The sequence below is a fragment of the Rhizobium sp. CCGE 510 genome, assembly GCF_000292525.1.
In the GTDB taxonomy this organism is placed as follows: domain Bacteria; phylum Pseudomonadota; class Alphaproteobacteria; order Rhizobiales; family Rhizobiaceae; genus Rhizobium.
Genome location: NZ_AEYF01000035.1, coordinates 1 through 21,183, shown reverse-complemented (window position 1 = coordinate 21,183; position 21,183 = coordinate 1). Strand labels below are relative to the sequence as shown.

15 protein-coding genes are annotated in these 21,183 nt (G+C 61.9%); 9 read left to right on the top strand and 6 right to left on the bottom strand.

Annotated features, from left to right (window positions below):
- Positions 1–135 precede the first annotated feature (135 nt).
- Entirely contained in the window at positions 136–909 is a 774-nt protein-coding gene (gene hisN / locus RCCGE510_RS16385) for a histidinol-phosphatase (protein ID WP_007631669.1), read from the top strand.
- A gap of 64 nt (positions 910–973) precedes the next feature.
- On the opposite strand, the gene RCCGE510_RS16380 is transcribed toward hisN, so the two are convergent.
- Positions 974–1,948 carry an alpha/beta hydrolase gene (locus tag RCCGE510_RS16380; protein WP_007631667.1) on the bottom strand — a complete coding sequence of 325 codons (975 nt, stop codon included), beginning with the start codon at positions 1,946–1,948 and terminating at the stop codon, positions 974–976.
- A 422-nt stretch (positions 1,949–2,370) separates the two neighbouring features.
- On the opposite strand from RCCGE510_RS16380, the gene RCCGE510_RS16375 reads away from it, so the two are divergent.
- Complete coding sequence (locus RCCGE510_RS16375) at positions 2,371–2,841, top strand: Hsp20 family protein (RefSeq protein ID WP_003542878.1); 471 nt, start codon at positions 2,371–2,373, stop codon at positions 2,839–2,841.
- Positions 2,842–2,907: 66 nt separating this feature from the next.
- On the opposite strand, the gene RCCGE510_RS16370 is transcribed toward RCCGE510_RS16375, so the two are convergent.
- Positions 2,908–3,957, bottom strand: a complete 1,050-nt coding sequence (locus tag RCCGE510_RS16370) for a bile acid:sodium symporter family protein (protein WP_037078986.1) — start codon at positions 3,955–3,957, stop codon at positions 2,908–2,910.
- Between the two features lie 48 nt (positions 3,958–4,005).
- Between RCCGE510_RS16370 and RCCGE510_RS16365 the strand changes: the two genes are divergently transcribed.
- Positions 4,006–4,860 (top strand): LysR family transcriptional regulator, encoded by an 855-nt coding sequence (locus RCCGE510_RS16365; RefSeq protein WP_007631661.1) that lies wholly within the window; start codon positions 4,006–4,008, stop codon positions 4,858–4,860.
- 50 nt (positions 4,861–4,910) lie between these two features.
- Here the strand turns inward: RCCGE510_RS16365 and RCCGE510_RS16360 are convergent, their stop codons facing one another.
- Entirely contained in the window at positions 4,911–5,963 is a 1,053-nt protein-coding gene (locus tag RCCGE510_RS16360; RefSeq protein WP_007631659.1) for a low specificity L-threonine aldolase, read from the bottom strand.
- 537 nt (positions 5,964–6,500) lie between these two features.
- On the opposite strand from RCCGE510_RS16360, the gene gltB reads away from it, so the two are divergent.
- From gltB to RCCGE510_RS16345, 3 genes are all read left to right on the top strand, one after another.
- Complete coding sequence (gene gltB, locus RCCGE510_RS16355; RefSeq protein ID WP_007631657.1) at positions 6,501–11,225, top strand: glutamate synthase large subunit; 4,725 nt, start codon at positions 6,501–6,503, stop codon at positions 11,223–11,225.
- Between the two features lie 221 nt (positions 11,226–11,446).
- Positions 11,447–12,901: a glutamate synthase subunit beta gene (locus RCCGE510_RS16350; RefSeq protein ID WP_007631656.1), complete on the top strand. Its 1,455-nt coding sequence runs from the start codon at positions 11,447–11,449 to the stop codon at positions 12,899–12,901.
- 308 nt (positions 12,902–13,209) lie between these two features.
- Entirely contained in the window at positions 13,210–13,842 is a 633-nt protein-coding gene (locus tag RCCGE510_RS16345; protein ID WP_007631655.1) for a hypothetical protein, read from the top strand.
- 37 nt (positions 13,843–13,879) lie between these two features.
- Here the strand turns inward: RCCGE510_RS16345 and RCCGE510_RS16340 are convergent, their stop codons facing one another.
- Positions 13,880–15,115 (bottom strand): DUF459 domain-containing protein, encoded by a 1,236-nt coding sequence (locus RCCGE510_RS16340; RefSeq protein WP_007631654.1) that lies wholly within the window; start codon positions 15,113–15,115, stop codon positions 13,880–13,882.
- Between the two features lie 61 nt (positions 15,116–15,176).
- The gene (locus tag RCCGE510_RS16335) at positions 15,177–16,400 is read right to left on the bottom strand and encodes a lytic murein transglycosylase (protein ID WP_007631653.1); all 1,224 of its coding nucleotides are present in this window, start codon (positions 16,398–16,400) and stop codon (positions 15,177–15,179) included.
- 204 nt (positions 16,401–16,604) lie between these two features.
- Between RCCGE510_RS16335 and galU the strand changes: the two genes are divergently transcribed.
- Entirely contained in the window at positions 16,605–17,492 is an 888-nt protein-coding gene (galU, locus tag RCCGE510_RS16330; RefSeq protein WP_007631651.1) for a UTP--glucose-1-phosphate uridylyltransferase GalU, read from the top strand.
- A gap of 127 nt (positions 17,493–17,619) precedes the next feature.
- On the opposite strand, the gene RCCGE510_RS16325 is transcribed toward galU, so the two are convergent.
- Complete coding sequence (locus RCCGE510_RS16325) at positions 17,620–19,158, bottom strand: outer membrane beta-barrel protein (RefSeq protein ID WP_007631648.1); 1,539 nt, start codon at positions 19,156–19,158, stop codon at positions 17,620–17,622.
- Positions 19,159–19,318: 160 nt separating this feature from the next.
- On the opposite strand from RCCGE510_RS16325, the gene RCCGE510_RS16320 reads away from it, so the two are divergent.
- Positions 19,319–20,314 (top strand): KpsF/GutQ family sugar-phosphate isomerase, encoded by a 996-nt coding sequence (locus tag RCCGE510_RS16320; protein WP_007631647.1) that lies wholly within the window; start codon positions 19,319–19,321, stop codon positions 20,312–20,314.
- A 98-nt stretch (positions 20,315–20,412) separates the two neighbouring features.
- A partial coding sequence (gmd, locus tag RCCGE510_RS16315) for a GDP-mannose 4,6-dehydratase (RefSeq protein WP_007631646.1) occupies positions 20,413–21,183 on the top strand: 771 nt, incomplete at its 3' end.

Here is a 21,183-nt window from a genome sequence, read left to right as displayed (position 1 = left end):
ACATCTTTGGGCAGTAGGCGGGTAGTGGAAGCGATTGGAGGGTTCGTCGCAACCCTATCGAACTGCCTGCTGAGTTTGCATTCCCGCTGCTTTTCGTTATGAAAGCGTCACTCCCGCCAGCCAAACGGATCCCTCATGCTTCCTGACCGTTCGTTCTTCAACCGCCTGGCGGAAGCCGCCCGAGCCGAGACGCTGCCGCGCTTCCGCTCCGGCCTCGATGTCACGAACAAGCTCTCCTCCGGTTTCGATCCGGTGACGGAGGGCGACCGGGCGGCCGAACTCGCCATCCGGGCGCTGATCGAGGAGAATTTTCCCGCCCACGGCATTCTCGGCGAGGAACACGGCAATGTCGGGCTCGACCGGGAATATGTCTGGGTGATCGATCCGATCGACGGCACCCGCGCCTTCATCTCAGGCGTGCCGGTATGGGGAACGCTGATCGGCCTGCAGAAAGAGGGGCGGGCGATCATGGGCATGATCGAACAGCCCTTTACCGGCGAACGTTATTTCGCCGACCAGAACGGCTCGCTCTATACCGGGCCGGAGGGGGAACGGCGGCTGGCGACGCGCCAGTGCGACACGCTCTCGAACGCCATCCTGTTTACCACCTCACCGCATCTCTTCGCCGGCGAGGAGATGGAGAAATACCGCGAGATCGAAAGCCAGGTCCGGCTCTTCCGCTATGGCTGCGATTGCTATGCCTATGCGCTGCTTGCCGCCGGCCATATCGATCTCGTCATCGAAAACAGCCTGAAGCCCTATGACGTCGGCGGCATCATTCCCGTCATCGAGGGGGCCGGCGGCATCATCACCACCTGGGACGGCGGCAGGCCTGAGAACGGCGGTTCGATCATCGCCGCCGGCAGCCGGGCGGTCTATGAGCAGGCGATCGCCGTCCTCCAGCGCTGATCCCGATCGGCCGCGCTGACCCGGTCAGCACCGCTGATCCTCCGGTCAGCTTTGCTGATCCGGCTCACGTGCCGAGGGCGGCGACATCCTGGTTTTCTTCGGCATCGCTGCCGGGAATGAAGGCGTGGAGGGCGGCAAGAGCGGCCGCGCGGTAGGTATCGCGTTCCTGGAAGATCTCGTGGCGGGCGCCGTTGATCGGCACCAGTTGACCGGCGCGGAAGTAACGCGAGAGCCGCTCCTGCGCCGTATAGGGCACGACACCATCACGCGTCGGGGCGATGACGATGGTCGGGATGGTGATCGAGAAGAGATGATTGGGCGAGGTCACCCGGTCCATTGTGCGAAAAGCCTCGGTCAGCCAGCGGGCCGTCGGCGGCCCGAGCGTCATCTCCGGATGGGCTTTCATCATTGCGATATTGCGCTCGAAACGGTGTTCGTCCGAGGTCAGCGGATTGTCGCGGAAACCCGGCTCCTTCAGTTTCGACGTTAGCGGCAGGGAACCAAGACCGATTGCGGTCAGCGTGCCGGCAAGCTTTCGGATGACGCGGGGCGAAGCCGCCTGGCCTGTCAGGCCGATGAAGGGCGCCGACAGCACCATGCGGTCGATACGGGTGGTGAGATAGGGGGCGGCCGAGAGCGCGATCAGCCCGCCTGTGGAATGGGCGAGCAGGTAGAAGGGCAGGCGGGTGTCCGGGAGCACCACCTTTTCGAGGAAGGTGTCCAGATCACGCTCGTAATCGACGAAGCGGCGGATGTGGCCGTGGTTGCGGCGCTTCAGCAGCCGCGGCGAACCGCCCTGGCCGCGCATGTCGAAGGTGGCGACCCACAGGCCCTTGGCTGTCAGGTCGCGGATCGTTTCAAAATATTTTTCGATATATTCGTTGCGGCCATGCAGGATGACGACCGTGCCTTTGGCCACCTGGGCGCTCGAGCCGAAGACGGCGTAACGCAGCCGGTGGCCGTCATGGGTTTCGAAGAACCCTTCCGTGCGGTTTTCCGGGGCGGGATTGTCGGGGGTCGAATAGAGAACCTGATCCATGGCTTTGCAATGCACCGCTGCTGACTGCTTCGTCTTCAGGGATAGCGCATGGCATCCGGCTTGGAAAGCGTTGGGGCCGCGATGCCGCCGCCCGAAAAGGGCCGGCAGGAGCATGAGGGTGCTCGCCGCCGGCCGAGTTTGAGGCTGAAGAAGAAGGGACGATGCACTTCAGCCGCCGGGACCAGATTCACCCGACGTTGCCATCTCTAGGCTCAGGCGTGTGAATGCGCTCCGAACCGGCCGTTCATGCGGGGTTCACGGGCGGATCGAGGCGATTCCGAAAGGGTCTTGAACTCGTCAAATCCCATCACCATCTCCTCTCTGCGGGTGCCGAAGAGGGCCCGCGCAACCGTCCCGAGGCCGCCAAAGATGGGGTTTCAGGGGCATTTCATCGCAACACGTCGCTTCCACAGGAGGACATCATGCGTCACGTAGACTTCTCTCCCCTTTATCGTTCCACCGTCGGTTTCGACCGGCTGTTCACCATGCTCGACAGTCTTGCCCAGCCGGAGCAGGCCCAGACCTATCCGCCCTACAATATCGAGCGCACCGGTGAAAACACCTATCGCATCACCATGGCGGTTGCGGGTTTCGACGAGACCGAACTTTCGATCGAAGCCCATGCCCATGTGCTGTCCGTGAAAGGTGAAAAGAACGAGGAACCTGCCGAAAGCGGCGAATTCCTCTACCGCGGCATTGCCAAGCGTGCCTTCGAACGCCGCTTCCAGCTTGCCGATCATGTCGAGGTGACCGCCGCTTCGCTGAAAAACGGCCTGCTGCACATCGACCTTCTGCGCAACATTCCAGAGGCCATGAAGCCTCGCAAAATCGCGATTGCCGCAGAACCGGTCGAGGCTCCAAAGGCCATCGAAGCGCAGATTATCAACGGCTGATTGTTTCCCCTTTCGGTAAAAGAGACGGCGCTCCCATTGGGGCGCCGTTTTTTTTCGGCATTCGGCTCAAGCCGGGCTCGCGGCTGCGTCTATTTCCTTTTCCGTCGCCCGGCGGGCCGCGGCGGCCGCGTATTTCTGAGCGATGACGGCGCAGACCATCAACTGGATCTGGTGGAACAGCATCAGCGGCAGCACGATCGCACCGATCGACTGGCCGGCGAAGATGACGTTGGCCATCGGCACGCCGCTTGCGAGGCTCTTCTTCGAGCCGCAGAAAGTGATGGTGATCTGGTCGGGCCCGTTGAAGCCCAGCCAGCGGCTGCCGAACATGGTCAAAACAAGGACAATTGCCAGCAGAACCATATCGGCAACGATGACGACGGCGATATCGGCGATCGAGAAGGTATGCCACAGCCCTTCGACGACAGCCGTGCTGAAGGCGAGATAGACCACCATCAGGATCGAGCCGCGATCGACCGGCATCAGGATCTTTTTCTTGGCGCGGATCCAGTCGCCGATCCAGGGCTGCAGGATCTGGCCGACAATGAAGGGGGCAAGCAGTTGCAGCAGGATCTGCTGCAAGGCGTCGAAGGAGAAGCCGCCATGGCCGCCAACGGAAAACAGTAGGCCGACGAGGAGCGGTGTCAGAAACATGCCGAAGATGTTGGAGGCCGAGGCCGAGCAGATGGCGGCGGGCACGTTGCCGCCGGCCATCGAGGTGAAGGCGATCGACGACTGTACCGTCGACGGCAGCACGCAGAGGAAGAGGATGCCGAGATAAAGCGGCTGCGGCAGGATGGTGTCGGGGATGAATCCGAGCCCCAAGCCCAGTAGCGGGAAGATGCCGAAGGTGGTCAGCAGGATGACGATATGCAGGCGCCAATGCAGCAGGCCCGCTATGACGACATCGCGTGAGAGGCGGGCGCCATGCAGGAAGAACAGCAACGCGATGGCAAGATCGGTGGCGATGCCGAAATAACCCGCGAATGTGCCGCGCGCCGGAAGCAGCGAGGCGAGGATGACGGTGCAGACCAGCAGGATGGTGAACGTATCGGGCAGAAAGCGGCGCATGGCGATCTCGCGGCATGATAAAACAGTCATTGTTTTCTCGTCCATTGTGATCCAGGATGCAAGGAATAACAGTTATCGAGAAACTGGATTTCTATGCTCGACCTTTCGCAATTGCGCAGTTTCGTCGCCGTCGAACAGATGGGCAGTTTCACACTCGCCGCAGACAGGTTGGGGCTCGGGCAGTCGACGGTCAGCCAGCATATCCAGCGGCTCGAGGCGGCGCTTGGGCGCAAGCTGCTGGTCCGTGACACACATAAGGTGATGCTGACCGGCGATGGCGAGGCGCTGCTATCGCATGCACGGGCGATGCTTTCCATCGAGGGGCAGGTGCAGTCGCTGTTTCAGAGCAACAGCCTGCGCGGCAGCCTGCGGCTCGGGGTTTCCGAGGATTTCGTCACCAGCCAGTTGCCGGCGGTGCTGGAGGATTTCGTTCGTTCGCATCCGTCGGTCGACCTGGAACTGACGGTGGCACTCTCAGGCGTCCTTTACGAGATGCAGGACAATGGCGAGATCGACCTGGTGCTCGCCAAGCGCCGGCTCGGCGATGCCCGCGGAAAGCTGGTCTATCGCGAACCGCTCGTCTGGCTGGCGCGCGATCCGGAGCGTGTGCTGGCCTCCGGCCCTTTGCCGCTGATCGCCTTTCCGCCGCCGAGCGTCACGCGGGTAATCGCGCTGGAGGCGCTGGCACGAAACGGCGTGGCGTGGCGGATCGTCTGCACCTGCGGGAGCCTCAGCGGATTGACGGCGGCGGCGCGGGCCGGGATGGGCGTGCTGGTGCAGCCGCGCAGCATGGCGCCCTCGGGCCTGAAGGAGATCGCTGCGGGTAGGCTTCCGGTGCTGGAGGATGTGGAATTCGTGCTGGTGCCGCGCAAAGGGGCGGATCAGGCGCTGGTTTCGGCGCTGTCGGACGATATTCTGCAAAAGGTGAGGGGACTGAAGTCGGCGTGAGGCACTACCGCGGAAAGGCTCGCCGGATAGGCGAGCCTTTCCGGCGGGGATCAGGCGGCCAGGCACTTGAGGAAACCATCCACGTCCGCTTCCGTCGTCGCGAAGCTGGTGACGAGGCGGATCAGCGTTTCACGTTCGGAAACGAGCTCGGGCGTTGCGGTTGGGGTCGGCCATTCGTAGAATTTCGCGCCCTTTTCCTCGGCGGTTTTTGCCGCATGTTTGCTGACGACGGCAAAGACTTCGTTGGACGCGGTCGGCCAGGCGAGTCGCGCGGCGTTGCTTATGGCAATGCCGGCGCGCAGTCGATCGGCCATGCCGTTCGAGTGGCGGGCGAGATCGAGCCAGAGGCCATTTTCGAAATAGGCATCGAACTGGGCGGCGATGAAACGCGACTTGGAGAAAAGCTGGGCGGCGCGCTTGCGGATGAACGGCATTTCCCGGGCTCGATCCGGATTGAAGAAGACGATCGCTTCCGCACACCAGCAGCCGTTCTTGGTGCCGCCGAAGGACAGCATGTCGACGCCGCGTTTCCAGGTCATTTCGGCAGGCGTAGCGCCGAGCGCGACCAGGGCGTTGGCGAAGCGGGCGCCATCCATATGGAGCGGCAGGCTGCGATTTCTGGCGATAGCGGCGATCTCGCCGATCTCCGGCAGGGAATAGACGGTGCCGATCTCGGTCGCCTGGGTAATGGTCACCGCGCTGGCGCGGCCTTGACGGACGGCATCTTCCGGAAAGCCTGCGATTTTGGCGACGAGCTTTGCCGGGTCGATCTTGCCGGCTTCGCCGTCGACAGCGGAGAGGCGGGCGGAGCCAGAGAAAAATTCCGGCGCCCCGCACTCATCCTCGATCACATGGGCCTGCGAATGGCAGAAGGTGATACCGCCGGGGCGCTGGACGCTTGCCAGCGACAGCGAGTTCGCGGCCGTGCCGGTGGCGACGAAGAAGACCGAAACCTCGCGCTCGAAGATCTCGGAAAAGCGGGCCTCGACCTTCTTGTCGAGATCGCCGGCGCCGTAGGCGGCGGCAAAACCGGTCGATTCCATCAGCAATCGTTCGGCAATGGATCGATGGGCACCGGCCCAGTTATCGGAAGCAAAGAACATGAGGGGGAACCGTTGGAAAGGAAGGCTGGTAAGTCCGCAGCGGAGATTACGCCAAAGCTTCACGGGATCAAGGTTGCCGCTCGCGACACATCACAGAAATTGAACTACGCAATCAATAAAAAGAATAATCATGATTATTGTAATTTTATTTCGTCGTGACCATTTCTCAGGCAATCTTCCGTCGCAAATTGGTGTTTTTTAGCAGCGCGCTCTTGCGGAGCGAAATGCTTTCTGGCATAGAACTGATGAATTAGGACAGTGCTGCTGTCCTATTTTGGCCTTCACGGCTGAAGAGGCGCTGAAAACCCTGGAACGGATGGGCTTTCACGCTATAGTTCTTCCGAGCGTCAAGCCTCAAGGGGCGGCGCGCGGAGGCGAATGGCAGGCGCGGAACGCGACGGTTTGCTTTCCTTCAAAGCAGATGTCTGCGGCCGATCTTCAACATGCAACAGCGCTGTCATGCGCCGAACCTATCTTCGGGTTGCGGTGCAGGACGAAGAGCCGCCCGCGGCCCCGCGGGCTTCGACAGGAGGAAAGATGATGACGAAGACGCCATCCATGGAATTTGACCGGTTCGCTGCTGCAGAGGTGCGCGCCACGGCCAATACGTCCAAATCCGCCTCCGGCCTGCCGAAGAAGCAGGGCCTCTACGACCCGCGCAACGAACATGATGCCTGCGGCGTCGGCTTCGTCGCGCATATGAAAGGCCAGAAGTCGCATCAGATCGTCAAGGACGGCCTGTTCATTCTCGAGAACCTGACGCATCGCGGCGCCGTCGGCGCCGATCCGCTGATGGGTGACGGCGCCGGCATCCTGGTGCAGATCCCCGACCGTTTCTTCCGCGAGGAGATGGCCGCGCAGGGCATCACCCTGCCGCCGGCCGGCGAATATGGCGTCGGCCATATATTCATGCCACGCGACGAAAAGCAGATCGAGCACTTCAAGAAGGTGATCAAGGATGTCGTCACCGAGGAAGGTCAGGTCCTCATCGGCTTTCGCGACGTGCCGGTCGACAATTCCTCACTCTCCAAGGCGCCGGCCATTGCCGCGACCGAGCCACATCATGTGCAGGTCTTCATCGGCGCCGGCGAGGATGCCGAAAACAACGACGAGTTCGAGCGTCGGCTGTTCACACTGCGCAAGGTGATCTCCAACCGCATCTATGACGAGTTCGACGGCGAGGAGAGCAATTTCTATCCGGTATCGCTGTCCTCGGCGACGGTGGTCTACAAGGGCATGTTCCTGGCCTATCAGGTCGGCGTGTATTACAAGGACCTGTCGGACCCGCGCTTCGAAAGCGCGGTCGCCCTCGTGCACCAGCGCTTCTCGACCAACACCTTCCCGTCGTGGAAGCTCGCGCATCCCTACCGCATGGTTGCCCATAACGGCGAGATCAACACGCTGCGCGGCAACGTCAACTGGATGGCGGCGCGCCAAGCGTCGGTGTCCTCGCCGCTCTTCGGTGAAGATATTTCCAAGCTCTGGCCGATCTCCTACGAGGGCCAGTCGGATACGGCCTGCTTCGACAATGCGCTCGAATTTCTGGTGCGCGGCGGCTATTCGATGGCGCATGCGGTGATGATGCTGATCCCGGAAGCCTGGGCCGGCAACCAGTCGATGGCTCCAGAACGCAAGGCCTTTTACGAATATCATGCGGCGCTGATGGAGCCCTGGGACGGGCCGGCCGCCGTCGCCTTCACCGACGGCAAGCAGATCGGTGCGACGCTCGACCGCAACGGCCTGCGGCCGGCGCGCTACCTCGTCACCGATGACGACCGCGTCATCATGGCGTCGGAAGCCGGCGTGCTGCCGGTTCCGGAGGAGAGGATCATTCAGAAGTGGCGCCTGCAGCCGGGCAAGATGCTGCTGATCGATATGGAGGAAGGCCGTATCATCTCCGACGACGAGGTGAAGTCGCAGCTGGCGACGGCGCATCCCTATCGCAGCTGGCTCGGACGCACCCAGCTTATCCTGGAAGAGCTGAAGCCGGTGGAGCCGCGGGCGCTGCGCCGCGACGTGTCGTTGCTCGACCGCCAGCAGGCCTTCGGGTACACGCTCGAAGACACCCGCATCCTGATGTCGCCGATGGCAACGACCGGCCAGGAGGCGATCGGCTCGATGGGCACGGACACGCCGATCTCGGCAATGTCGGAAAAGCCGAAGCTGCTCTATACCTATTTCAAGCAGAATTTTGCGCAGGTGACGAACCCGCCGATTGACCCGATCCGCGAGGAACTGGTCATGAGCCTCGTCTCCTTCATCGGGCCGCGGCCGAACATTCTCGACCACGAGGGGGCGGCGAATGCCAAGCGGCTCGAAGTGCGGCAGCCGATCCTGACCAACGGCGACCTCGAGAAGATCCGCTCGATCGGCCACACGGAAGACCGTTTCGACACCAAGACGCTCGATTTCACCTATGATATCGAGCGGGGTGCCGCCGGCATGCCCGAAATGCTCGACCGGCTCTGCGAGCGCGCGGAAGCCGCCGTCAAGGGCGGCTACAACATCATCGTGCTCTCCGACCGGCAGATCGGGCCTGATCGAATCGCTATTCCTGCGTTGCTTGCGACAGCAGCCGTGCACCATCACCTGATCCGCAAGGGGCTTCGCACCTCGGTCGGTCTCGTCGTCGAGACCGGCGAGCCGCGTGAAGTCCATCATTTCTGCCTGCTCGCCGGCTACGGCGCCGAGGCGATCAACCCCTATCTTGCCTTCGATACGCTGCTCGATATGCATGCCAAGGGCGAATTCCCGAAGGAAGTGGATGCGTCCGAAGTCGTCTACCGCTACATCAAGGCGGTCGGCAAAGGCATCCTCAAGGTGATGTCGAAGATGGGCATCTCGACCTATCAGTCCTATTGCGGCGCGCAGATCTTCGATGCGATCGGCCTGCAGTCGGAACTGATCGACAAGTACTTCTTCGGCACCGCGACGATGATCGAAGGCATCGGCCTCGAGACGATCGCGGCGGAGACCGTCGACCGCCATAACGCGGCCTTCGGCACGGATCCGCTGCTTGCCACGACGCTCGACATCGGCGGCGAATATGCCTACCGCATGCGCGGCGAAAGCCATGCCTGGACGCCCGATGCGGTCGCCGCCCTTCAGCATGCCGTGCGCGGCAATGCCGAGGACCGCTACCGCGAATTCGCCGATATGGTGAACAATTCGGCGCTGCGCATGAACACGATCCGCGGGCTCTTCAGCGTCAAGAGCGCCGAGGCGCTCGGCCGCAAGCCGGTTTCGATCGACGAGGTCGAGCCGGCGGCCGATATCGTCAGGCGTTTCTCGACCGGGGCGATGTCCTTCGGCTCGATCTCCAGAGAGGCGCATACGACGCTGGCGATTGCCATGAACCGGATCGGCGGCAAGTCGAACACCGGCGAAGGCGGCGAGGAATCCGACCGCTATATGCCGCTGGCCGATGGATCGATGAACCCTGAACGTTCGGCGATCAAGCAGATCGCCTCGGGCCGCTTTGGCGTCACCACCGAATATCTCGTCAATGCCGACGTGCTGCAGATCAAGGTGGCGCAAGGCGCCAAGCCCGGCGAAGGCGGTCAGTTGCCGGGTCACAAGGTTGACGCGACAGTTGCCAAGACCCGCCACTCGACGCCCGGTGTCGGCCTGATTTCGCCGCCGCCGCACCACGACATCTATTCGATCGAGGATCTGGCGCAGCTGATCTACGATCTGAAGAACGTCAACCCGACCGCGGATGTCTCGGTAAAGCTGGTCTCCGAAGTCGGTGTCGGCACGGTCGCTGCCGGTGTCGCCAAGGCGCGCGCCGATCATATCACCGTCTCCGGCTTCGATGGCGGCACGGGTGCGTCGCCGCTGACCTCGCTGAAACATGCCGGCAGCCCCTGGGAGATCGGCCTTGCCGAAACCCAGCAGACGCTGGTGCTGAATGGCTTGCGTTCGCGCGTCGCACTGCAGGTAGATGGCGGCCTGAAGACCGGCCGCGACGTCATCATCGGGGCGTTGCTCGGCGCTGACGAGTTCGGTTTCGCCACCGCGCCACTGATTGCGGCCGGCTGCATCATGATGCGCAAGTGCCATCTCAACACCTGTCCGGTGGGTGTGGCGACCCAGGATCCGGTGCTGCGCAAGCGCTTCAAGGGCGCGCCGGAACACGTCATCAACTACTTCTTCTTCGTTGCCAACGAAGTGCGCGAAATCCTTGCCTCGCTCGGGTTTACCCGGCTGGACGAGATCATCGGCGCCTCCGAGCTTCTGGAGAAGGACGAGATGCTGGCGCACTGGAAGGCGAAGGGCCTCGATTTCAGCCGCATCTTCCACAAGGTCGACGCTGCCAAGGAAGAGACCTTCTGGACGAGCCGGCAGCAGCACCCGATCGACGATATTCTCGACCGCGTGCTGATCGAGCAGGCTGAGCCGGCACTGACCGCCAAGACACCCGTTGCCTTCGAAGTCGGCATCAAGAATGTCGACCGTTCGGCAGGCGCGATGCTTTCCGGCGAAGTCGCCAAGCGCTTCCGCCACCGTGGGCTGAAGGAAGACACGATCAATGTGACGCTTCGCGGCACGGCGGGCCAGAGTTTCGGCGCCTTCCTGGCGCGCGGCATCACCTTCAACCTGATCGGCGACGGCAACGACTATGTCGGCAAGGGGCTTTCGGGCGGCAAGATCATCATCCGGCCGCCGGAGAATTCGAGGATCCTGGCCGAGAACTCGATCATCGTCGGCAACACCGTGCTTTACGGTGCGACCGAGGGCGAATGTTATTTCCGCGGTGTGGCGGGCGAACGGTTCGCCGTGCGCAATTCGGGTGCGATCGCTATCGTCGAGGGTGTCGGCGACCATGGCTGCGAATACATGACCGGCGGCGTCGTCGTCGTGCTCGGCGCCACGGGCCGCAACTTCGCGGCCGGCATGTCCGGCGGTGTCGCTTACGTGCTCGATGAGAGCGGCGATTTCGCCAGCCGCTGCAACATGGCGATGGTCGAGCTCGAGCCGGTGCCCGAGGAGGACGACATGCTGGAGAAGCTGCATCATCACGGCGGCGATCTCATGCACAAGGGGCGCGTCGACGTCTCCGGCGATATGACGCGCCATGACGAGGAGCGCCTTTACCAGCTGATCTCCAACCATCTGCACTATACGGGCTCGACCCGCGCCAAGCAGATCCTCGACAGCTGGGCCGACTACCGTCCGAAGTTCCGCAAGGTCATGCCGGTCGAATACCGTCGTGCGCTAGAGGAAATGGAGCGCAGCCGGATGGGCATCGCCGCGGAATGATTTGTGCCGGGGCATCCGTCACCTGCTGACTGAGGTGACGGATGACGAAATATCTCGACGACCCGTGAGGAACCGACGGCGAAGGCTGTCTTGACCGCACGGATGTCTTGCAAGGGATATGATCCAATGACGGTCAAGACAAGCAACTCGCTCGGGCTACCGGGACTGACGATAGACAGATTGGCTGCGGTGAGGCGGTCATGAGGGTAAGGGACGAAAATATGGGTAAGGTAACAGGGTTTCTGGAAATCGACCGGCAGGTGGCGAAGTACCAGCCGGCGTCGGATCGTATCCGTCATTTCCGTGAGTTCACGATCCCGATGTCGGACCCGGAAGTGCAGAAACAGGCTGCGCGCTGCATGGACTGTGGCATCCCCTATTGCCACGGTCCCACCGGTTGCCCGGTTCATAACCAGATCCCCGACTGGAACGATCTCGTCTACAACAACAACTGGGAAGCGGCGATCCAGAACCTGCATTCGACCAACAACTTCCCTGAATTCACCGGTCGGGTCTGCCCGGCGCCTTGCGAGGAAGCCTGTACGTTGAATCTCGAGGATGCGCCGGTCGCCATCAAGACGGTCGAGCAGGCGATCGCCGACAAGGCCTATGAACTCGGCTTCATCCGGCCGCAGCCGGCCACGGTCCATACCGGCAAAAAGGTCGCCGTCATCGGCTCCGGTCCTGCCGGCATGGCGGCGGCCCAGCAGCTCGGCCGCGCCGGCCACGAGGTGCATGTCTATGAGCGCGAGACCAAGCCGGGCGGCCTGCTGCGTTACGGCATCCCCGATTTCAAGATGGAGAAGAACTTCATCGACCGCCGTGTCGAGCAGATGAAGGGCGAAGGTGTCACCTTCCATTGCGGCGCCAATGTCGGCGTCGACGTCAAGGTCGAGCAGCTGTTGGCCGATCACGACGCCGTTCTCTACTGCGGCGGCTCCGAAACGCCGCGTGAGGCTGGTATTCCGGGCGTCGACCTTGCCGGCGTGCATGACGCGATGCCCTATCTCGTGCAGCAGAACCGCCGCGTCGGGCGCGAGAACATCGACAGCGTCGGCTGGCCGTCGGACCCGATCCTTGCCGGCGCCAAACATATCGTCGTCGTCGGCGGCGGCGATACGGCTTCGGACTGCGTCGGGACGGCGTTCCGCCAGGGAGCCGTCAGAGTCACCCAGCTCGACATCCGGCCGCAGCCGCCGGAGAAGGAAGACAAGCTTGCCGTCTGGCCCTTCTGGGCGACGAAGATGCGCACCTCCTCCTCGCAGGCAGAGGGCGCGGTGCGTGAATTCCAGGTGGCCACACTTGAATTTGTCGGCGAAGACGGCGTGCTGATCGGTGTCAAGTGCTGTGAGGTCGACGAACGCCGGCGGCCTGTTCCAGGTACCGAATTCGTCATCCGGGCCGATCTCGCCTTCATCGCCATCGGTTTCCGCGGCCCGTTCACAACGAGCGTGCTGAAGGAGCTCGAGGGCAAGCTGACGCTCAACACCGACAAGCGCGGCTCGACCAACGTCGTCGCCAACGACCGCAACTATAAGACCTCGGTCGACAAGTTCTGGACGGCGGGCGACGTACGCCGCGGCCAGTCGCTGGTGGTCTGGGCGATCCGCGAAGGCCGCCAGGCGGCGCGCGCCATCGACGAGGAATTGATGGGCTCGACCGTCCTGCCGAACTGACCGTCAGCGGCACACGCGCTCACAAGACAAGAACTCCGCCCTCCGGCGGAGTTTTTTCGTAAAGCGCTGCGCGTCCTGTCGACGCGCAAGGATGCGCTTTAGCTCTTTGTCTTTATGCATGTCGTTATCCCGGAACCGCTGCACACTTGTGGGTGACATGCATTATCGCTTTGGACCATGCGCTGGTGCGACCGCTTGACGCGCCGGCATCCGGCGCAAGCCTCAGGCAATGCCGGGAAGCGAGATTTTCGCCGGACGCGGGCGTCAGGAACATCGACCGCCGCGAATGATCGACAAGGATTTTTCAAATGGTTTCTGCACTTGACAGCACGCGGCTGGTTTCTGCCCAATATGCGCTGAAGAACCTTCGCAGCTCCGATGACACTTCGCAGGATCCGCAGAGTTCGTCGGCTGCCGGTATCTTGAGCAGCTATGGGCTCGATCCGAGTTCCGCCTCGCTGCTTTCCAACCAAGCCCTGTCGGGGCTGCTCGACACGCTTTCATCCAACAACGACACGTCCGATGCGACCGACACGACAGGTGGCAGCGCCGACGTGACCAGCGCCTCCTTCATGTCGATGCTGAAGCAACAGCTGCAGGATGCGGCTGCGGCCGAAGGCGACAGCGGCAAGGCCCACGACATGCTGGCCGCCCTCGAAGCGGGCACGCTCACCATCACCGATCCGACGCAGGGCGTCTCGATTGCCGCCTGGGATGTCGACGATCCCGATGCGGCGGACACTGAGAGCAAGGCCGGTAAGGCGATCGATGTCAGCGGTTGGAGCGACTTCCTCGATGCGCATCTTGAGCGCGGCTCCGATGGCGCTTTCGTCAAGGAAAATGGCAGCTATGTCGACCAGACAAACGACAGCAACGCGTTCTTCGGCCTGATCGGCTCGAACTACTATTATCTGAGCTGGCCGCAGGCGACGGCGAAGTAAACGGAACGGAGGAAGGCGGCCGCCGCACGCGGCCCTTTCATTTGACCGAGACTTCGGCCGGCGTCTTTGCCGCAGGCAGGCGGTAATCATCGACGCGGCCGGGAGGCGCGGGCGTCATTTCGCCCTGCTCGACCAGGAGATCGCGGGGCGACCGCGTCAAAGCCATCGGCGGCGGCCTTGCGCCAAGAAGCTCGGCGCCGCCGTCGAGATTGGGATCGGACAGGCTGATCGGCACGGTATGTTCGACCGGATTGGCGGGAAGGCCGAGACCGGGCAGATTGCTGGAGTCGAGGCGAACCAGATCGGGGCTTGCCTGCGTGCCGAGAAGACGCCGCGCCGGTTTTTCCACATAGAAGGCGAGCTTGCGTCGGCCGGCCTGGGTCAGGTTGATGCCATCGGATGTGCGCAGTCTGACCTGCTGGCCGTTCACATCCGAGCCGGTGACGATGAAGTTGCTGTTTTCATCGACGAAACCGTCCCAGATATCGACGAATTCGCCACCGATGCTTTCGACCTGATTGCGGTAGAGTTGGTTCATCTGGACGGCATCGGCCGTCATCTGATCGGATTCGAAGGCGGGAAGGCCGACCCAGAGCAGCGGGATCTTGCGGTCGGTGACTTGCTTGCCGAAGGAAAGAACACGGCGGCGGTATTCGGTGAACCAGCTATCGGTGCGGAATTTTTCCTTGGCCGTATCGGTCATCATCTGCTGGCGATCGTTGGCGCCGATCATCACGACGACCATTGCCGGCTTCAGCTCGTCGATCATCTTCGGTAGCTGTTCCGGCCAGTCGTAGTAATCGTCGCGGACGAGACCGGATGAGACATTGCCGCGGGCTTCAACGACGACCCCCGGCGAGGTCTCGAAGGCGGCAGTGAGCCCGTCGCCGAGGCCGCTGGCCAGGAAATCGCCGACGATCAGGATCTTCTTGGCGTCGCCGAGCTTCTGCACCGCCGGCTCCTCCTGGACGGGCGCGCGAAGCGGCGGCGCGGTGCGGGTGTTGACGACGGCTTTCTGTGATGGCGGGCGCTTGCGCTGCTGGTGCCTTGGCTGCTGGACGTCGGGCGCTTGCGGGCCGTCTTCGAGATAGCGTCGGCCGAGGAAGAAGTCGAGGATCGAACGCCGCTGGTAACGCTGCTCCTGGGCTTGCGCCATAGGCACCGGCGCAAGGGCGCCGAGGCATAGCGAAGCCGCCGCCAAGGCGAGCACCAGCCAACGGATTGGGGTTCGATCAGTTTTCTTCGTCATGGGCAGTTCCGCATCTGCCGGCATCTTGCACGCAGGCCAGGCCAGCGTCCACTCCGCTATTATGTAGGTCAGGGTTCCGCCGCTTCTAGCGGCGAAGTGCGTTCAGAAGCGGCAGTGAGGGCTCGCCATCCGGCTGCATGCCGATGCGCGACTGCACGGCCGATATCGCCGCCTTCGAACCAGAGCCGAAATTGCCGTCGACCTCGCCATTGTAATAGCCGAGCGTCTTCAGACGGGTCTGCAGCTCGAATTTCTCGGTGACGTCGAGGGCGCCGTCCGGGCGCGGCCAGCGCTGCTGCATGCCGCCGTAGCCGGCGATCTGGTCGGCGAGCAGGCCGACGGCAAGCGCATAGCTGTCCGACGCATTGTAGTTCTTGATGGTGAAGAAGTTGGCGGTCATCAGGAAGCCGGGGCCGCCGGCGCCAGCGGGCATCTTCAGCATGGCCTTGGTGGCGCTCTCGCGGAAAGCCTTGCCATTCGGGCGTGCAAGGCCGAGCGCCGCCCATTGTGCCAGTGTGTGGGTCTTGCCGGTCTGGTTGGCGGCTGCGGCGGGAACGACAACCTCGTAGCCCCAGGTCTTGCCGGTGTCCCAGCCGTTCTTCATCAGGAGATTAGCAGAGGTCGCCAGCGCATCGGGCACCGAGTTCCAGATGTCGCGATGGCCGTTACCGTCGGCATCGACGGCATAAAGCAGGTAGCTTGTCGGAATGAACTGGGTGTGGCCCATGGCGCCGGCCCAGGAGCCGGTCATCTCGCGTGCCGGCACATCGCCGTTCTGCAGGATCTTCAGCGCGGCGACCAGCTGCTTCTTGGCGAATTTGGCGCGGCTCGGATCGGCATAGCCAAGCGTTGCCAGCGCGCGCGGTACGTAGTGCAGCCGGTCGTCCTTGTCGAGGATGGCGCCGTAATTCGATTCCATCGACCAGATGGCCAGGAGAATGGTCTTGTCGACGCCGAATCGCTGTTCGATCGCAGCGAGCGTTCTTGCGTGTTTGACAGCCATCTCGCGGCCGATCTTGACCGTATAGGGATTGACGCGGGAGTCGACATAGTCCCAGATCTTCGAAGTGAATTCCGGCTGGTAGGCCGCCTTTTCGAGCACGGTCGGATCGGGCTCGGTCACCCCGGAAAAGGCCTTTTGATAAGTTGCCTTACTGATGCCACTCTGAGCAGCAGTCTGGTAAAAATCCGCGATCCATTTCTGGAACCGGGAATCGGCTTTCGCGTTGTCAGGAACCAGCCCGACCTGGGCGGCGACAACGAGGGCGAGAGCAAGACCACGAAGGGAGTATTTGTGATTCTGGGCCATCGACAATCGTATCCGTCATCTTCAGTTTCCGGTGCAGCGGGGCATCATGTCCGCCCAAACCCGAGACTACAGGAACGGAGTCAACAAATTCTTTACCATGGCGATCCGCTGCGGTCACCATTTGCAAAACAGTAGCAATTCTATACTAGTTAAAGCTAAAAAGCTCCATTTCCAAAGCGATATGATCGAAGCAGGAGGCCGGGTGTGGCTCAACACAATAAAGTTCGTAAAGCAGTATTTCCGGTTGCCGGGCTAGGGACGCGATTCCTGCCGGCAACCAAGGCTGTTCCGAAGGAAATGTTGACCGTCGTCGACAAGCCAATCATTCAATATGTCGTCGATGAGGCGATCGAGGCCGGGATCGAACATCTGGTCTTCGTCACCGGACGCAACAAGCACGTCATCGAAGATTATTTCGACATCCATTTTGAACTTGAACAGACGCTCAAGGAGCGTGCCAAGAAGGCGGAAATCACTCTCCTGCAACAGCAGCTTCCCAAGGCCGGCACGGTGAGCTTCACCCGCCAGCAGGAGCCGCTCGGCCTCGGCCACGCGGTTTGGTGCGCCCGCGAGATCGTCGGTGACGAGCCCTTCGCGTTGCTGCTGCCCGATATGATCATGAAGGGCGACAAAGGCTGCATGAAGGGCATGATCGACCTCTACGGCCAGAGCGGCGGCAATATCATCGCCGTCGAGGAATGCGCGCCCGACCAGGCGCATAGATACGGCATCGTCGGCGTTGGCGAGGCGATCGGCGACGGCTTCCGCATCACCGGCATGGTGGAAAAGCCCGCCAAGGGGACGGCGCCTTCAAACTTCTTCATCAACGGCCGCTATATCCTGCAGCCGGAGATCTTCAAGATCCTCGAAACCCAGGAGCGTGGCGCCGGCAACGAGATCCAGCTCACCGACGGCATGCTGAAGCTGCTAAAGGAACAGGATTTCGCCGGTTACCACTTCCGCGGCGCGACCTACGACTGCGGCGCCAAGGACGGCTTCATCCTGGCAAACGTCGCCTTCGCCCTCGAACGTGACGATATCCGCCCCACCGTCGAAGGCGGCTTCAAGGAATTGCTTGCCGGTCTGAAGTAAGCTTCCCCACGGCATAAAACTGTTACAGCGCCGCGCGTCCGACCGGATGCGCGGCGTTTTGCATCACCAATACATGTCGCCCGGTGCAGCGGTTCCGGGATAACGACATACATAAAAACAAAGAGCTTTAGCGCTTCAACTTGAGACCGACGCCGGCGCGCCATTGCTGCGAATCGGTGCCTTCCTTGCGCGTCGTCAGCTCGTAGCCGAGCGTGCTGGTCAAATCGAGATAGCGGTTGATGTTCCAGGTCAGACCGGTCGCGGCGGTATAAACGAGTTCGTCATTGATGGTGCTGTCGGTGGGATAGTCGCGCCACGTCACGCCGCCGATCATCGTGCCGACCAGATTGTCGCGCAGCTGATGGGTGACGGTCGTCGTCAGCGCATGCGAGACGTAGCCGCTTTCGCCCGCCGTGGTCGAGGGTTGGATGCTCGTCTGTAGGTCGAGATTGACATCGGTGCCGCGGATCGGCGACCAGAGCAGGCTTGCATCGAGTGTAGCGGTATCGATCGAGGACAGGCGGCTGTCTTCGAAATTCGCCATCTCGTAGCCAACACCGACTTCACCCTTCAGCTTTTCGCCAAGATCGACCTCGACGCCTGCCTTGGCGCCATAGCTATGGCCGGAACGCTCGTAACCGGCGGAATCGCGCGTCTCGTCATAGACGCTCCGGCCGATCGTCGCCTCGATGAAGGGAATGAGCGCCGGAGACAGCTCGTAGCCGACGCGGCCGCGCAGCGTGCCCGCTGTCTGGTTGCGGTCGCTCAAAGTCACGGTCGTGCCGTTCGCAAGCGTGGCATCCGAATAGATCGAGCGGGTCAGCGCCAGTGCCGTCGTGCCGCGCAGGATGCCGAAATCGCGTTGAACGGAGGCCCCGGCCGAAAACTCCTGCACGTCCGACTGCTGTGCGGCGTCGGCGATGGCATCGGGGTCGTCCGTATCCTCGCGATAGAAATTGTAACCGGCGGTGAGGTGCGCGGTGGTATCGTCGGGAAGATCCAGCCTGAGGTCGCTGTTGATCTTGAAAGAGGGCTGTTCCTCGCCCTCGCCACTGATATTCCGCTGCCAGGCGCCTTCCGCGGTTACGGTCAGCTGATGTCGTCCCCAGTCGGAGGTCAGGGTCGCGGCTGCATCCGTTTCGAGAAAGGCGCGCCGCTGCGTGGTGTTGCCGTCCTTGGTGGTCTCGGTGTTGACGCTCTGGGTGACGCTCGGGCGGAGCACGAAAGTGCCGATCGGAATGCCCGGTGTTTCGGCCGTCGAGGCGCTTTCGGCGGCTCTGCGGCGCGGCGTTTCGTCGATCGGCGCTTCGCGGGTGTTCAGCCGGCGGATGTCCTCATCGAGGATGGAGCCGGTAATGTCGTCGCCGGCTTGCGCGCCCGGTATGGCAGGCCTCTGCGAGGCATCATCCGCGTTCGCGGACGTGCCGTTTGCCGCAGGCGTGGCGGTATCGTCGGTCTCTTCATCGAAACCGGCGGTTGCGTTATTCGTGGTGCGATAGTCCGCAGAAGCCGCGGAACGGCTGTTTGACGCGCCTACCGGCTGCGGTGAGGTGGACTGTGCAAAGGCTGCCTGACCGAGCAGCAGACTGCCGAACGCGACAAACGAGACGGCATAGCTCATGGCGCGGAGCGGCGTCACACTGCTCGTCTGTTTTGGCTGGCCCATGCAATTCGCGCCTGACATGCTTTCGGTTCTTACCCAAAGGTAAAGCCTCGTGGTTAATCATTCGTTGCCGGCGGCGGGCGCTGTTCCACATTTCGGAAAGAGTGCGGGTCGGAAAGAGTGCGGGGTGGACTTGGAAAGTGAAAAGGTCTAACGCAATTTCATGAACAGAAGAGCGATCAACCTCGTTGAAAACAGCGTGCTCGAATCGGCAAAACGCACGATAGAGACCGAAAGACGCGGTCTTGAAGCGCTTGAGCAGGCCTTTGACAACGGATTGGCCGGTCCATTCACGCGCGCCATCGAAGTGATCGGCGACATCTCCGGCCGCGTCATTGTCACCGGGGTCGGCAAAAGCGGGCATATCGGCGCCAAGCTCGCGGCGACATTCGCTTCAACGGGGACACCCGCGTTTTTCGTGCATGCGGCGGAGGCCAATCACGGCGATCTCGGCATGATCGCGCGCGACGACGTCGTGTTGGCGATTTCCAAAGGCGGCGAGAGCGCCGAACTCAAGAGCATCATTTCCTTCACGCGGCGCTTCTCTATTCCGCTGATCGCGATCACCTGCAGCGACCGTTCCTCGCTTGCAACAGCCGCCGATATCGTCCTTCTCGTGCCGAACGAGCAGGAGGCCTGCCCGAACGGGCTGGCGCCGACGACCTCGACGCTGATGCAGCTCGCGATGGGTGATGCGCTGGCGGTGGCGCTGTTGGAAGCGCGCGGCTTTACCGCCACGGATTTCCACGTGTTCCATCCTGGCGGCAAGTTAGGCGCGAGCCTGATGCATGTCGCCGATATCATGCATACCGGCGAGCGGCTGCCGCTCGTGGCCAAGGGCACACCGATGCCGGAGGCGATCACGGTGCTGTCGCGCAAGCATTTCGGCTGCGTCGGCGTGCTTGACGAGGATGGGCGGCTCTGCGGCATCGTCACCGAAGGCGACATGGCTCGCAACCTGACCCGCAATCTCTCCGAACTTGCCGTCGACGACATCATGACACGGACGCCGAAAACCGTGAAGTCGACGGTGCTGGCGACCGCCGCCCTGGCGCTGCTCAACCAGCATCACATCGGCGCACTAATCGTCACCGATGACGACCGCAGGCCGGTCGGACTGGTGCATTTCCATGACCTGCTGCGGATCGGCGTCGCCTGAGGTCGTGGCATCGTTGCTGCCGGATCTCCGCCGAGTGTTTGCAAATCATAATGCGCATTTGCCGGCTTCGAAGATTGTATCGAAAGACGATGTGAAAAATGACAAAAACCGCGCTGATTACTGGGGTGACGGGTCAGGATGGTGCCTATCTGGCCGATTTGCTTCTGAGCAAAGGCTATACGGTGCATGGTATCAAGCGCCGGTCATCGTCTTTTAATACCGGCCGCATCGAGCATATCTACCAGGATCCGCATGAGGAACATCCACGCTTCATCCTCCACTATGGCGATATGATCGACTCGACCAATCTTCTGAGGATCGTGCAGCAGACACAGCCCGATGAGATCTATAATCTTGCCGCACAAAGCCATGTGGGTGTCAGCTTCGAAACGCCCGAATATACCGCGGATGCCGATGGTATCGGGACGTTGCGGCTGCTCGAAGCGATCCGTATCCTGGGGCTCGAGCAAAAGACCCGGTTCTACCAGGCATCGACGTCGGAACTCTACGGTCTTGTGCAGGAAGTGCCGCAGAGCGAGAAGACGCCGTTTTATCCGCGTTCTCCCTATGCCGCAGCCAAGCTCTATGCCTATTGGATCGTCGTGAATTATCGCGAGGCCTATGGCATGCACGCATCCAACGGCATTCTTTTCAATCACGAAAGCCCGCTTCGCGGCGAAACCTTCGTCACGCGCAAGATCACCATGGCGGTGGCTGCCATCCATCTGGGTCGGCAGGACAAGCTCTTTCTCGGCAATCTTGACGCCCAGCGTGACTGGGGCCATGCCCGTGAATATGTCGAGGGCATGTGGCGCATGCTGCAGCAGGACACGCCGGATGACTACGTCTTGGCGACGGGTGAGACCACG

Excerpts from the sequence above, each read along its gene's own strand:
- gltB (WP_007631657.1), top strand. The coding sequence starts at position 6,501 with ATGATGACGAAGACGCCATCCATGGAATTTGACCGGTTCGCTGCTGCA.
- hisN (WP_007631669.1), top strand. The coding sequence starts at position 136 with ATGCTTCCTGACCGTTCGTTCTTCAACCGCCTGGCGGAAGCCGCCCGA.
- RCCGE510_RS16320 (WP_007631647.1), top strand. The coding sequence starts at position 19,319 with ATGAACAGAAGAGCGATCAACCTCGTTGAAAACAGCGTGCTCGAATCG.
- RCCGE510_RS16365 (WP_007631661.1), top strand. The coding sequence starts at position 4,006 with ATGCTCGACCTTTCGCAATTGCGCAGTTTCGTCGCCGTCGAACAGATG.
- RCCGE510_RS16360 (WP_007631659.1), bottom strand. The coding sequence starts at position 5,963 with ATGTTCTTTGCTTCCGATAACTGGGCCGGTGCCCATCGATCCATTGCC.
- RCCGE510_RS16380 (WP_007631667.1), bottom strand. The coding sequence starts at position 1,948 with ATGGATCAGGTTCTCTATTCGACCCCCGACAATCCCGCCCCGGAAAAC.
- RCCGE510_RS16325 (WP_007631648.1), bottom strand. The coding sequence starts at position 19,158 with ATGGGCCAGCCAAAACAGACGAGCAGTGTGACGCCGCTCCGCGCCATG.
- RCCGE510_RS16375 (WP_003542878.1), top strand. The coding sequence starts at position 2,371 with ATGCGTCACGTAGACTTCTCTCCCCTTTATCGTTCCACCGTCGGTTTC.
- RCCGE510_RS16350 (WP_007631656.1), top strand. The coding sequence starts at position 11,447 with ATGGGTAAGGTAACAGGGTTTCTGGAAATCGACCGGCAGGTGGCGAAG.
- RCCGE510_RS16370 (WP_037078986.1), bottom strand. The coding sequence starts at position 3,957 with ATGGACGAGAAAACAATGACTGTTTTATCATGCCGCGAGATCGCCATG.
- RCCGE510_RS16340 (WP_007631654.1), bottom strand. The coding sequence starts at position 15,115 with ATGCCGGCAGATGCGGAACTGCCCATGACGAAGAAAACTGATCGAACC.
- RCCGE510_RS16335 (WP_007631653.1), bottom strand. The coding sequence starts at position 16,400 with ATGGCCCAGAATCACAAATACTCCCTTCGTGGTCTTGCTCTCGCCCTC.
- RCCGE510_RS16345 (WP_007631655.1), top strand. The coding sequence starts at position 13,210 with ATGGTTTCTGCACTTGACAGCACGCGGCTGGTTTCTGCCCAATATGCG.